The sequence below is a fragment of the Sphingomonas sp. AC435 genome (genome assembly GCF_979253005.1).
This window is the reverse complement of sequence record NZ_CEEDCJ010000002.1, coordinates 89,005-102,002: the sequence shown is the minus strand read 5'-3', so window position 1 is coordinate 102,002 and position 12,998 is coordinate 89,005. Positions and strand designations below refer to the sequence as shown.

Genomic DNA, 12,998 nt, shown 5'->3' with positions numbered 1-12,998 from the left:
TCCTACTCGTTGGCCACGCGCGCCTCAGCGCGGCGACGATGGCGGTGTGCGAGCGTCCGGGCGTGTTCGGCGAGCGCATCGTGGCGCAGGTTGGCGAGCAGTACCTGACGCCGCCGTTCCGCCTCCGCCCCGCGCTCCTCGTCCTCGACGCGACGCGCATCGGTCAGCGCCTGTCCCGCAACGGCGGTGCGGAAGCGCGCGGCGTCCAGCACCGCGAGCCGCAGTTCCGCCGCGGCGGGATCGGCGGCGAGGTCCTCGCGCGCAGCTTCGTGCAACTCGGCCTCCTGCGCGGACGTCGCATCGGCGGCGGCCCGCTCCGCTTCTGCCCGCTCGCGTAATCGGGTCGCCTCCGCCAACCGGGTCGCAGCGACGCGCATCCGCATCGCCCGAAGCCCGACCAGGGTGTGCGCCAGGGCAAGGTCCTCGCGGACGCTCATCCCGCCACCGCGCGCAGCCGCATGATCGCGGTATCGAACGGCTCGTGCGCCAGCGCATCCTGCTTCAGCAGCGTCTCGATTTCCGCTCGCGCCGCCAGTGCCCGATCGGCGAGGGGATCGCCGCCCGGCTTGTACTCGCCAACCTGTACCAGGAACTCGATTTCCGCATATTTGGCCATCAGTTGGCGGAGGCGACCGGCGGCGGTGCGATGCTCCTTCGTCGCCAGCCGGGGGAATAATCGGCTGAGGCTCGCGAGCACATCGATCGCCGGGTAATGCCCCGCCGCACCCAGCTTGCGCGACAGCACGATATGACCGTCGAGGATCGAGCGCACTTCCTCGCCAACCGGATCGCCCTCGTCCTCGTCCTCCAGCAGCACGGTGTAGACGCCGGTGATCGAGCCGCGATCGTCATTACCCGCGCGCTCGAACAGGCGCGGCAGTTCGGCGAAGACGGAAGGCGGAAAACCGCGCCGCACTGCGGGTTCACCAGCCGCCAGCCCGATCTCGCGCAGGGCACGGGCGAAGCGCGTTACCGAGTCCATCAGCAGCAGCACACGCTTGCCCTCGCTGCGGAACCCCTCGGCGATCGCGGTCGCGTGATGCGCGGCGCGGACGCGTTCCATCGCGGCGCGATCGCTGGTGGCGCAGACGATGACGGTGCGTGCCAGTCCCTCCTCGCCCAGGCTGTCGACGATGAACTCACGAACTTCGCGGCCACGTTCGCCGATCAGCGCGATGACGATCACGTCCGCGTCGGCAAAGCGTGCCAGCATGCCGAGCAGCGTTGATTTGCCGCCGCCCGCCGCCGCAAACACGCCGATCCGCTGGCCCGTGCCGAGCGTCAGCAGCGTGTCGATCGCCCGCACCCCGGTCGCGACCGGCGTGTCGATCAGCGCGCGGTCCATCGGCAGCGGTGCCGGCGCGTGCAGCGGCGTCGCCGCGAGCTCGTCCGGCAGCGGCCCCTTGCCGTCGATCGGCCGGCCCTGACCGTCGAGCACGCGTCCCAGCAGCGCCTCGCCGTAACGGACATTGCCGTCGCTCTCGCGAACCAGCACCTCGGCATCCGGCGACAGGCCGCGTACGTCCGACAGCGGCGTCAGGATCGCGGCATCGCCGTCGATGCCGATCACTTCCGCCGCAACGACCTGTCCGGTCAACGGTTCGACGATCTCGCACTGTGCACCGATCCGCGCGGCGATGCCGGTGACCTTGATCGTCGTGCCAAGGATCTCGACCAGCCGTCCCCGACGCTCGACGGTGTCGACCCGATCGAGTCCGGCGAGCAGCCGTTCGACGATCGAGTGAGATCCGTCCGTCACTGTGACGACCAATGTCGCTCGATCAGCGCAAGCTGCGTATCGAGCCCGGCCTGAACCCGGCTGAGCGCCGTCTCGATCACGCAATCGAGCAGATCGAGCGCAGGATCGGCCTCGACCGTCAGGCCGGCACGATCACCCAGCCGCTCCGCCACGGCATCCAGCACTGCCGGCGCGACGCGAACAGTGAGCGACGTATCGGGTGCGACGTCTGCCGTTGCGCGCGCGACGATGCCTGCCATCGTTTCTTCGGGACCCAGTAAGCTGGCGATCCGGCGAACGACCTCGAGCGCGAGGTGAGCGATCGCGCCCTGCCGCTCGGCCAGCACCTCCCGGTCGCGCAGCGCCAGCGCGAAGCGTTCGGCGTCGATGTCCGCAGCGACGGCAACGCGACCCTCCTCTAGCCCGGCAGCGAACCCTTCGGCTCGACCGGCTTCCGTGGCGCGCGCAACGGCGGCATCCGTATCGGCACGAGCCTTGGCCGCCGCATCCAGCAACGCCATCGCGTCGGTCAGTGCCCCGACATCGGCGGCCGGAACCACGGGGTCCTCGGCCAGCGTGGTCGCGATGGCATCGGCGCGGAGCAGGATATAGCTCATGCCCCCACCTTCATCGCTGCCGCGATCCATTTCGCCGTTCGGTGGTCGTTTCCCGTCGACGCGAGCAGCGCGAAGCCGCGTGCTTCCAGATCCTTGGGTGCCAGCGTGGACATGTCGCCTGCTACGACCCGTTCCGCCTGGTACGCGGCCCAGTCGAGTGCGTCCTCGCCGGCAACGTCCGCCAACGCTCCCAGCCATTCGCCGTCAATCGACCCGGCCACCGCGTCGGCGATCGAAGCGAGCGCTACGCGCTGCGCCAGTCGCCGTTGAGCCGCCCGCGGCCAACGTCGCCAGACCGGCGTCGTACCCAGATCGCAAAAATGCGTGATGGTGATGGGATTGCCGCTCAGGCTGGCAACGAAGCGCGCAACCCTGCGCTCGGCAGGGCCGCCATCGACGCCGATCAGATCGGTACCGATCGCTCCCAGCCGGGCGCGTTCAGCGACCGCCGTCATCGTTCAACCGGGGGCAGTGCAGCGGCGATGCGGCGACGCTGTTGCCAGCGGCGGAAACCGGGGTAACCGAAGAACGCCGCAACCAGCAGCACGATCGGCACTGCCAGCGCAGCGATGCTGCCCCGGACCATGTTGTCGGCCGGTGCCCGCGCTGCAATGGGCAGCGGCTGCGCCGGGAAGGTCGACACGGATACCTTCTCGTAGCTCAAGCCTTCGACCGCGTTCACGACCATTGCCTTTACCTTGCCGACCTGCGCATCCATATTCGCGCCCGGCCGATACTTGATGAACACCGCGGCCGAAGCGGGGCGCTTGCGGTCGCCCAGCCGGTCGTCATCGGCCAGCGCGACATGAACGCGGGCCTGTACCACGCCGTCGATCTCGGACACGGTCCGCGACAGTTCCTGGCTGAGGCCCCATTGCAAGCGCGCCCGCTCCTCCGTGGGGGAGGACACGAAACCTTCCTTCTTGAAGACAGTGCCGAGCGAGGCAAATTCCTCGCGCGGATACCCCTGAGTGTGCAAAATTTTGACGGCTTGCGCGAAGTCGCCCTGCGCAGTCGAAAGCGTCCAGCCCTTTTCGGCAACCTCCGTCTTGGAAGCGTCGATGCCAGCCGTTTGCAGCACGGCGATCATCTCGTTGGCCTGCGACTCGCTGAGCTTGCTGTAGAGCTCCGTCTGGCCGCAGGCCGCGAGCAGCACGCAGGCGATGATGGCGAGCGTCCGCCTCATGTTCGCGTGCATCGTCATGTGTTCCCCCTCAGGACTGTTGGCGGAACAACTGCTGAAGCCCGTCGGAGGTCCGATTGGCGATGTTGGACGTCAATTGACAATGGAACATGAATTCGTGGCTGCGCATCGTCAGGTTGACGACCTCGCCCGGAGTCATTTCCGTGCCCTTGGCTTCGGCAACCTTTGCGTAATCGGCGATGGATTTCGCTTCGCCGTTCACGCTCTCGAGTTGTCCGAATACCGCCTTCAGTGCCGGAGACATAGCATCCGGCCCACCGACTGCGGCAGCGCCGTTCATGTTGCCAGTGGTTAGGGCATCCTGAAATCCCGAGATATCGGAGATGGAGGCGCTGGGGGGCGCCTGCACCGTCTCGGTCGGCGGCGGGGCCACACCCGCCCCGGTGGCCGCGATTGCTTCGATCGACATGATGTCGTCTCCCTCTCGCTAGCGGATCAGCCCTTGCGCGCCATCGTCTCCAGCGCCTTGCCGACGCTGTCGATCGACGTGGACGAACTGTTCGCCATGAACGACATCCGCATCGATTCGGCCGTCAGTTTGGTGATCTGCGACGGATTGTCGCCACCATCGGAAATCTGGTTCGACATCTGCTCGATCCGGCCGGCCTGCTGATCCAGCGTCTGGCCCCAGGCACTGGCAAGCGCTTCGAACCACTGGCCGGTGTCGCCGCCCTTGCTGGAGCGGTTGCTGGTGAGCGGGGAGGCTGCCATCATGCCGAGGCTGCTCGTGACGGGGGTGGAAGTCATGTGCCTTCTCCTGTGTCCGTTTGCGTCATACCCGCCGAGTGCGGGGCCTTCGTTCGTTCAGAAACTAACCCGGGTGAGCTTGCCGTTCTTCTCGAATACGACAGTATCCCCCTCAAATCGGACGAGCCGATGCCCGCTGGGCATCAAAGCACCCGTAAAGTACCGACCACCATCAACGGTCTGAACGAAAGAAGGGTCCCCGACGACGACGGTCGACACTTTCTTGGTGGCGTCGCTGATCGTTTTCAGCGGCTGGTCGTCGATTGCGGGCAGATCGTCCCGGATCACGAGTCGCTTGATGCCGCGAACGTCGGTGTTCACGGCACGGAACAACTGCGGTCTTTGTTCCGCCGACAGCGGTGTCGTATGCAGCTCAACCACGCCGCGGCCCAACGATCGGGCATTGGCGGTGAAGCCGCGCATCTGGGCGACATCGACGCTCGCCTGCGCCAGTTCCTCGGTCGTCTGCACCTCGACGCGGCCCGGTGAGTAGGTGTCGCGCAACACGCTTTCCACCTTCTGTCGGTCGGCATCGGATCGAACCAGCCCCCGCACGACGACACCGCCCGCATCGCCATCCCGCACCACCTGCAAATCGGTCAGACCGCGCGCGGTCAGCGCTCGCTGCACCCGCTCAGCCGGACTGCCGCGCAGGCCCAGCGCGTCGATCGCCGGCATCAGGCCGACGAGCAGGGCCACGACCAGCAGCAGCGCCAGTCCGGCTCCGATGACCTTGCGCGTGATGCCGGCATCGATCTGTCCGCCGACCCCGCGTGCCCATGTCACCGCGTGTTCCCTCGCCGAGGGCGGCAGGGGCGGCGGCGACGGCTTCGCCAGCGCAAGTCCGCCTGCCTCGCTCCAGCGTGGGCTTTCGGGATCGCCCCAGGCCAGGGGGATTCCGCCGATCGTAAAGGGGACGTAGGGCGGCAGTAGGGCGGTTTGGCCGGCGTCGACGGTGGAGCCGAGCAGTTCGATCGACCCCTCCAGCACAGTCACCTGAGCGGCGCCTCCGTCGCTGACGACGAGATCGACGGCATGCCCCTTCACCGCGGCATCGCGGATCACGACGTCCTGCCAGAACTGGTGACCGATCGAGATGCGGCCGTCGTCCGGCAATTGCTTCTGCGTGCCCGATAGCCGGCCGCCGAGCACGCGCAGGACGTTGCCGCCCTCGCTCATCGGGGCACTCCCGTGTTTCGGACGGGAACGGCGGGCATCGGCGGCACAGCGCCCGGCGCGGGCATCGGCGCGCCGGCGATGCTGGCGGCGGACGGCGACAGGCGCGATCCGAGCGTCACCGTGCGCGGCGTGATCAGGAACAGCCGCTCCGTCCGGTTGCGATTGCGGCTGCGCGTCTTGAACAGGTTGCCGAGCACCGGAATGTCACCGAGCAGCGGAATCTTGGTTTCGATGTCCAGATCGGAATCGATCGTCATCCCGCCCAGCAACAGGCTCTCGCCGTCCAGCACCATGCCCTGCGTCGCGACGGTCGCGCGCTCGACGATCGGCAGGTTCTCGATCGACTGCCCCGTCAAAGTGCCGTCCTCAATATTGACCATCAACCGGATGCGCGTCTGGTCGTGATCGCGGAAGACGTGCGGGTTGACGCGCAGGACGGTGCCGGCGGTGACGTTGAACAGGTCGACCTCCGCCCGCCCGGCGACGCGGACGTAGAAGGTGCGCGTACGATCGAACACCGCCTCGCTGTTGGAGAGGGTCATCAACTGCGGCCGGGCGATCACGCGCGCGGCGGTCTTCTGTTCCAGCGCGCGGATGCGGGCGAGGAACTCGCGCTGGCTGCCGATGATCGTCGAGATGGTGCCGCCGTTCCCGGATGGCGAGATGTTGTCGACGTTGCCGCGCCGCGATCCGGGGATCGGCAGCAGGCGACCGTCCGACGTCGCATCGCCATTGCCGAACAGCGCCCCGAACCCGCCCGTCGACAGCCGCCAGTTGATGCCGAGTTCACGCAACTTGTCGATGTTGATGTCGATGATCGTCGCCTCGACCTCGACGATCTGCGGCTCCACGTCGAGCGCGCGGATCAGCGAGTCGTAGGCGGCCATCCGTTCCGGCACGTCGCGGACGATGATCGCGTTCAGCGCCGGATTCGGCTCGATCCGGACGATATCGCTGGTCAGCGGGGCGACCACGTCGCCGCCACCGCCGATAGCGCCGCCACCCGCGTTCGCGCCCAGCCCGAGAATGTCGCTCTGCGCCAGCAACGACGCCTGACTGGAATCGGGTGCGACCGAGTCGAGGCCGAGGCCACGCAGCCGCGGCTGGCTCTGGCGGACGAGACGCGCCCCGAACTGCGTCGTGGTCTGGCCCAGCGCGCTGCCGCCCGGCCGCTGGTCGAGGACGAGGTTCTGCAGGATCGTGGCGATGCCGGGTATCCGCGCCTCGCGACCACCGGCGTTCATCACCGTATCCTCCGCGCGGGCATAGCGCAGATAGAAGACGCGGAATTCCAGCGGCTGCGGAGGCGGGGGCGTGAAACTGGTCGACAAACCGCCGCCGCTGCCGCCGAAACCCGGGCCGGGAAGGGGCGCGGAGTTCGCGCCCTGGCTGAGCGCCGTGACCTGTTCGATGAAGCGCGGCGTGCCGCTGATGACCAGCGTACCGTCTCCGGCCGCGCGCAGCGTGTTGCGCCCGTCGATCAGCCGTTGCGCCCGCGCCTGACGCTGGATCCGTTGCGCACCGTCGGTACCGACGTTCAGCGTCTGCACCGACACTTCGCTGCCCGCATAGACGTAGAGCGCCGCCCCGTCGTCATAGCTGACGAGGTTGAACGCGCGGGCGATGTCCCGGTAGATCTTGTCGATCGATCCGGTGAAGACGCCGTTGACGGTCCCGGTCAGCTTCGGGCTGGGCACGACCGGGCGGCCGACGCGACCGAACAGGTCGCGCAGGAACTGGGCGATCGGCTGCTCGCGCGCGGTGATCGTCACCCCACTGGGCACGGTCGCCGGATTCGGGGCGGGCGTGCGCGGCGGCACCGCCTGCAACACCGCCGCGGGGGCCGCGCCGGGCGCGCCCGCCAGCAGCCCGAAGCCGCCAACCGTGGCGAGCAAGGCCGCGGCCAGCGGCATCGTGCGGGTCGTCCTGATCTGCATCGTCACTCCGATTCTGTGGTCGCGACCGCACCGGCGTTCGGGTCCGCCAGCGTCACCGCCGGCAGGCCGATCTGGCCGATGATCTCGATCCGCGTGGTAGGGGTCAATTCGTTGAAAGCTAGGACCGGCAGGTTCCAGATATCCGGCTCGATCAGCTTGCGGGTCGCGCGGCGTACCTCGTAACTGGTGACCAGCGCATCGGCCTGCGTCGCCTCGGCCGTCGCCAGAATGGTCGACACCAGCTCACGCGCGACGTCCGGCGGCAGGGCGACTCGCTCGACGCCGTCCACCAGCCGGATCGAATCGCGCAGCCGGGTTTCCAGCTCCGGCTTCACCACCAGCGCGCGCACCGTCCCGTCGCGTGCGATCTGGTCCATCAGGTACCGCTTCAGCGCGATGCGCGTCAGATCGGCGATCCGCGCCATGTCGCGTTCCTGCCCGGCGGCCTCCGTCATCCCCTCCAGCACGTCGCGCATGTTGCGGATGCTGACCTCTTCCTCGGCCAGCCGGCGCAGGATTTCGGCGATCCGCGCAGACGGGATCGCCCGCACCGCTTCCTTCACGACCTCCGGATAGGTTTCGCCGACGCGGTTGAGCAGCGTCACCGCCTCCTGCACGCCGAGGAAGCGCGGCAGCAGCCGGCGGACCTGATCGGGAACGGTATCGGCCACGTCGCCGAGATCGTCCATCGGCCCGCCCGCGACGCCGAGTTCGAATGCCAGCAATCGCCACGACGGCGGTGCTTCGGGATCGAGAAAGTGGATCGCCAGCCGCGGCAGCGGCACGCCCGAGCGATGCTGGAGAGCATCGAGCGAGGCGCCGAGCCGCTGCGACAGAGCGACCTCCTCCGACTGGGTCGGGCGCGCGCCCCGCAGTTCCAGCAGCAGCGGGACGACGGGCCGGGGCAGGGCGGGCGCGGTGTGCATCGTCGCCAGCCGCTCCGGCTCGCGCCCGCGCATCACCTGCGACCGCAACGGCGCGATGTGGCGCATCAGATGCGGCTGCAATTTGGGATGGAGCAGTGCCCCGCCGAGGATCAGCGAGAAGCCCAGGAACAGAAACACCAACGTCGGAAAGCCCGGGACCAGCGCCATCAGGAACGCGGTCGCGCCCACGAACAGCAGCACGCGCGGATTGGCGACCAACTGGCGGTGCATGACCTGACCCAGATTCGCGTCGTCCTCGTCATCGGTCGCGCGCGTGACCATCAGGCCCGCCGCCATTGCGCCGAGCAGTGCGGGTATCTGGGCGACGAGGCCCTCGCCGATCGTCAGAATCGAGTATTTATGCGTGGCGTCGCCCAGCGCCATGCCCTGCTGCATGACGCCGACCGCGAGACCGCCGATCAGGTTGACGACGACGATGACGATCGAGGCGATCGCGTCGCCCTTCACGAACTTCATCGCACCGTCGAGGCTGCCGTGCAGCTTCGACTCCTGTTCCAGCGTGCGGCGGCGGCGGCGCGCATCGTCCTTGTCGATCAGGCCGGAACGGAGATCGCTGTCGATCGACAATTGCTTGCCCGGCATCGAATCGAGGCTAAACCGGGCGGCGACCTCGGCCACACGCTCGGCGCCTTTGGCGATGACGATAAATTGCACGACCGTGATGATGAGGAACACCACGAGCCCGACGACGATGTTGCCGCCCACCACCATCTGTCCGAACGTCTGGATGATGTTGCCGGCGTGGCCGTCGATCAGGATCATCCGCGTCGTCGCCACGGACAGCGACAGCCGGAACAGCGTCGACACGAGAAGGATCGACGGGAAACTGGAGAAATCGAGCGGCCCGCGGATATACAGGGTCGTCATCAGCAGCATCACGCCGAACGTGATGTTGATGCCGACCAGCAGGTCGACCAGCAACGTCGGCAACGGCAGGATCATCAGCGCGATGATCGACACCGCGCCCATCGGCAGCGCGAGGTCGGCGATGCGCGCGAACAGTCCCGTGCGCGGCACGGTGTCCTGCGATGCCAGATATCGTTCGACGCTCATGCCCGCTTGCCCCCCGAACCGGATCAGCGACGCGCGGCGGCGGCGCGGGTGGTGTAGCTGCCCATGATCTTGGCAACGTAGCCCTGCGTCTCACGGTAGCGGGGTACGCGGCGACCGGCTCGGATCACCGCACCCGGCCCGGCATTGTACGCCGCCAGCACGAGCGGGACGTTGTTGCCGAACTGCCGCTGCAACTGCTTGAGGTAGACCGCACCGGTACTGAGCGCGAGCGCGGGGTTGCCGAGCAATTGCTGGGGATCGCGGACGCCCAGGCCACGTGCGGTGCCCGGCATCACCTGCATAAGGCCAAGCGCACCCTTGTTCGACACCGCCGTCGGCCGACCGGCCGACTCCGCATGGACGATCGACGCCAGCAGACGCGGATCGATTCGATAGCGCTGGCCGACCGCGTTCAGCAACCGCGAATCTACCGGACCGCGGCGCGCCTCGACCGTCGCAACCGCCTTGGCCAGACGGCGGCGGTAGCCGGTCATCTGGATCGACACGGGCTCCCGTGCCGCGATGCCGGGCCGGACCGCCGCGATCGCCGCGGTGGCCACAGCCGGTGCCGTAACCGGCGCTGCAGGAACGCTGGCCGGCAACGGAGCCGATGCAGCCTTGCGCGAGACCGGCGCGCCTTGATCGGCGCACAGAGCGGCGGCCTCGGTGAAGCGCGCTCCGAGCGCCGCCGTATCGCAGCTTTGGGCGACGGCGGGGGCGGCGAAGAGCATCGCCCCGACCACATAGCAGCCTAACATCGGCGGCGACCGGGTGGCCGATCGGGTCGTGGCGGGCATGGGATTCTCCGTTTCTGGGTCCGGAACCGCCGCAGGGTCGTCGTGAAACAATCCTGTCGCGGCCTGTCGAATCTTGACGCATGATTAGGCTAGGCCAGCCAGATGACGGTTGTTACCCGCATTGTGAACATTTTGTCCCGCAAATAAACCAGCCTGACCCGCAATGGTGGTTGGCGGTGCAATTGCCGGTCTACCCACGACCGGTCGGCGGATGACCCCGCCGGCATCGCAAACGGCCAGTCGCCGCGACGTTACGGAATGCGTTGCTGCAAGGTTCGGGAGGATGTCGTGGCTCAGCAGAACGACAGTGGCGACAAGACCGAACAGCCGACGCCCAAGAAGCTGGCGGACGCGCGCAAGCGGGGCGACGTCGCCAAGTCGAAGGACGTCACCGCGACCGCCGTGCTGTTCGTCTGGTTCGTGGTGATGGCGTTCGGCGTGCGGTTCGCCGGCGACTACATCGTCGGGCTGTTCGATGCCGGGTTTACGATGATCGGGCGGGGCGATCCGTTTCCTATCGCGCTGGCGTCGCTCGGCCACGCGTCTGTCGTCGCATTGCTGGTGATCACCGCCGTCGCGCTGGTTCCGGCCGCGCTGGCGGGAGTGCTGGCGGAGTTCCTCCAGGCCGGCGGCGTCTTCACGATGGAGAAGATGACGCCGTCGTTCGACAAGATGAACCCGGTCGAGGGCATCAAACGCATGTTCAGCCTCGACAACGTCATCGAGCTTTTGAAAACGATCGCCAAAGCGGCGCTGATCGTGTTTGTGATCTGGCTGGTGCTGCGCGGCTCGCTCGGCGACATCCTCGGCAAGACCGGGCCGCTGCTGGTCGGCGAGACGGAGGTCGACGGGCGTCCCGCGGCGGCGGCGGCGCTGGCGTTCACGGGCGAGCTGGTCCGCGACGCTTTGTTGTGGACGTTCGGCGTGTTCCTGCTGGTCGCCGTGCTCGACTTCGGTTGGCAGAAGCATAGCTACACGAAGAAGCTGCGGATGAGCCTGCGCGACATCCGCGACGAGTCGAAGGAAAACGAGGGTAATCCCCAGATCAAGCAGCAGCGCCGGCAACTGCATGAGGAATGGTCCAGCCAGAATTCCGTCGGCGCGGCGCGTTCGGCAAATGTGCTGGTCGTGAATCCGACGCACATCGCCATCGCCATCGATTACGACCGCGAAACCTGCCCCGTGCCGACCATGAGCGCCAAGGGGGAGGGACCGCTGGCAAAAGCGATGCGCGAAGCCGCGGAAGAGGCGGGCGTGCCGATCATTCGACACGTTCCCGTCGCGCGAAAGCTGTACGAGGATTGCGGCGTCGACGACGTGATCCCGCGCGACATGTTCGACGCGATCGCGCAGATCATCCTGTGGGCGCAACGCGTCCGCGACGGCGAGGCCGGTGACCGGCCCGTCGACCTTTCGGAGAATGCTTGATGGACTCGACGCTCGGCACCGCGATTTCGGGGCTGTTCGGCATGGTGATCGCGCTCGCGATCGTGCTCGGGCTCGCATACGGCGCGATCCGGTTGATGCGCCACTGGCAGGACCGCGGCATGGGGCGGCGGCTGGGTGAGCCGGATCGCGAACTGCGCTTCGTGCGCGCACTGGCGGTCGGTCAGCGCGAACGACTGATCCTGGTCGAGGCGGAGGGCGAGCTGATGCTGATCGGCGTCGCGAGCGGCGGCGTCAGCCTGTTGAAGAACTGGGGCCGGACGACGGTGCGACCCGTCGACGCCGAGACCGAGGTTCGTTCGTGAGCGACCGGCACAGCCCGATCCGCGACGCGCTGCGGCGGCTCGACCCCGGCGAAGCCAAGCTGCAGAGCCTGTTGATCGCCAGCCTGAACCGTCGCGTCGTCGATCGCCTGCGCACCCGCGCGCGCCTCGCCACGGAGCGGGATCGCCGTGCGGCGGGGGCGTGGATCCGCTTCGACGGGCGGGGCCGTGCCGTGCTGGTGTCGCCGCTGCTGCTGGATGGCGATCTGGCGCCGATGACGACCGCGGGCGGAGAGCCCGATGCGGCCAGCGCGGCGGCGGCGCTGCTGCGGATCGAGCCCGTGGTCGCCACGCTGGAGCGGGTGCTCGGCACCGAGTTGTTCCCAGCCGGGTTGATCCGCGAGGCACCGCGCGAAAATCTTTTTCTGCGCATCGACGCGCACCGCGACGGCGGCCATGGCGGGCAGGCGCATAGCCGCCTGATCGTTGCGCTACCCAGCGACCTGGACGTCGAGCCGCTGGAAGTCGGCGAACTCGAGGCGCAGGCAATGCCATCGCTTCACCTGCGCTGGCGCTTGCGGTGGGCCGGGCCATCGCTGCCGGTCAAGCGATTGCAGGCTCTGGCGCGGGGCGATCTGATCCTGTTGGGGACATCGCCCCTGAGCGCGCGATTGGCGTTGCCGGGACGAAACGATATGGCTGTGGGACGAATCGACGTCGCCGGGAGAGCGTACATCGTGCACGAACATGCTGCCGACCATTCGCTGAACTCCATCGAGGAGCGGCGCGACGAGCCGATACCCTCTCCGGTCGCCGGGGGGGCTGGGCCGTCCGTCGACCTGACCGGCGTGTCGATCCCGACCGTCATTGAGCTGCCGGGCGACGGGATCAGCACCGAAACGCTGGCGACGCTGGCACCGGGCACCGTCCTGCCGCTGCCGTCACCCGGCGGCACGCTCGCGGTGCGGGTGCTCGCGGGCAGCACGGTGGTCGCGCATGGCGAGTTGGTCGCAATCGGCGACGGGTTCGGCGTGCTCGTCACCGACGTGCCGCTCTCACCCGGCGACTGA

Annotated in this window: 14 protein-coding genes; 3 read left to right on the top strand and 11 right to left on the bottom strand. The window is 67.9% G+C overall.

Annotated features, from left to right (window positions below; translation table 11 throughout):
* Positions 1-2: 2 nt before the first annotated feature.
* From AC0CH8_RS04105 to AC0CH8_RS04055, 11 genes are read right to left on the bottom strand one after another with little or no spacing between them, the layout of a single operon-like run.
* Positions 3-437, bottom strand: a complete 435-nt coding sequence (locus AC0CH8_RS04105; protein WP_465238806.1) for a hypothetical protein — start codon at positions 435-437, stop codon at positions 3-5.
* Positions 434-1,759, bottom strand: coding sequence for a FliI/YscN family ATPase (locus AC0CH8_RS04100; RefSeq protein WP_465238805.1), 1,326 nt, complete (start codon positions 1,757-1,759; stop codon positions 434-436). Before AC0CH8_RS04100 ends, AC0CH8_RS04105 begins: the two co-directional genes overlap by 4 nt.
* The gene (locus AC0CH8_RS04095; RefSeq protein ID WP_465238804.1) at positions 1,756-2,355 is read right to left on the bottom strand and encodes a FliH/SctL family protein; all 600 of its coding nucleotides are present in this window, start codon (positions 2,353-2,355) and stop codon (positions 1,756-1,758) included. The genes AC0CH8_RS04100 and AC0CH8_RS04095 overlap by 4 nt, the downstream gene beginning before the upstream one ends.
* Positions 2,352-2,810 (bottom strand): hypothetical protein, encoded by a 459-nt coding sequence (locus AC0CH8_RS04090; protein WP_465238803.1) that lies wholly within the window; start codon positions 2,808-2,810, stop codon positions 2,352-2,354. The genes AC0CH8_RS04095 and AC0CH8_RS04090 overlap by 4 nt, the downstream gene beginning before the upstream one ends.
* Entirely contained in the window at positions 2,807-3,559 is a 753-nt protein-coding gene (gene sctJ, locus AC0CH8_RS04085; protein WP_465238802.1) for a type III secretion system inner membrane ring lipoprotein SctJ, read from the bottom strand. The genes AC0CH8_RS04090 and sctJ overlap by 4 nt, the downstream gene beginning before the upstream one ends.
* A 10-nt stretch (positions 3,560-3,569) precedes the next feature.
* Entirely contained in the window at positions 3,570-3,968 is a 399-nt protein-coding gene (locus tag AC0CH8_RS04080; protein ID WP_465238801.1) for a hypothetical protein, read from the bottom strand.
* 26 nt (positions 3,969-3,994) lie between these two features.
* Positions 3,995-4,306 carry a hypothetical protein gene (locus tag AC0CH8_RS04075; RefSeq protein ID WP_204194036.1) on the bottom strand — a complete coding sequence of 104 codons (312 nt, stop codon included), beginning with the start codon at positions 4,304-4,306 and terminating at the stop codon, positions 3,995-3,997.
* 57 nt (positions 4,307-4,363) lie between these two features.
* Complete coding sequence (locus tag AC0CH8_RS04070) at positions 4,364-5,485, bottom strand: hypothetical protein (RefSeq protein ID WP_465238800.1); 1,122 nt, start codon at positions 5,483-5,485, stop codon at positions 4,364-4,366.
* Positions 5,482-7,422, bottom strand: coding sequence for a type III secretion system outer membrane ring subunit SctC (gene sctC, locus AC0CH8_RS04065; RefSeq protein WP_465238799.1), 1,941 nt, complete (start codon positions 7,420-7,422; stop codon positions 5,482-5,484). Before sctC ends, AC0CH8_RS04070 begins: the two co-directional genes overlap by 4 nt.
* Positions 7,423-7,424: 2 nt before the next feature.
* Entirely contained in the window at positions 7,425-9,422 is a 1,998-nt protein-coding gene (locus AC0CH8_RS04060) for an FHIPEP family type III secretion protein (RefSeq protein ID WP_465238798.1), read from the bottom strand.
* A 23-nt stretch (positions 9,423-9,445) separates the two neighbouring features.
* Positions 9,446-10,219: a lytic transglycosylase domain-containing protein gene (locus tag AC0CH8_RS04055; RefSeq protein ID WP_465238797.1), complete on the bottom strand. Its 774-nt coding sequence runs from the start codon at positions 10,217-10,219 to the stop codon at positions 9,446-9,448.
* 288 nt (positions 10,220-10,507) lie between these two features.
* Here AC0CH8_RS04055 and AC0CH8_RS04050 point away from each other — a divergent pair, with 288 nt between their 5' ends.
* The 3 genes from AC0CH8_RS04050 to AC0CH8_RS04040 are packed head-to-tail and all read left to right on the top strand — an operon-like array spanning position 10,508 to position 12,998.
* Positions 10,508-11,647, top strand: coding sequence for an EscU/YscU/HrcU family type III secretion system export apparatus switch protein (locus AC0CH8_RS04050; protein ID WP_465238796.1), 1,140 nt, complete (start codon positions 10,508-10,510; stop codon positions 11,645-11,647).
* Positions 11,647-11,970 carry a FliO/MopB family protein gene (locus tag AC0CH8_RS04045; protein ID WP_465238795.1) on the top strand — a complete coding sequence of 108 codons (324 nt, stop codon included), beginning with the start codon at positions 11,647-11,649 and terminating at the stop codon, positions 11,968-11,970. The genes AC0CH8_RS04050 and AC0CH8_RS04045 overlap by 1 nt, the downstream gene beginning before the upstream one ends.
* Positions 11,967-12,998 carry a FliM/FliN family flagellar motor switch protein gene (locus AC0CH8_RS04040; protein WP_465238794.1) on the top strand — a complete coding sequence of 344 codons (1,032 nt, stop codon included), beginning with the start codon at positions 11,967-11,969 and terminating at the stop codon, positions 12,996-12,998. Before AC0CH8_RS04045 ends, AC0CH8_RS04040 begins: the two co-directional genes overlap by 4 nt.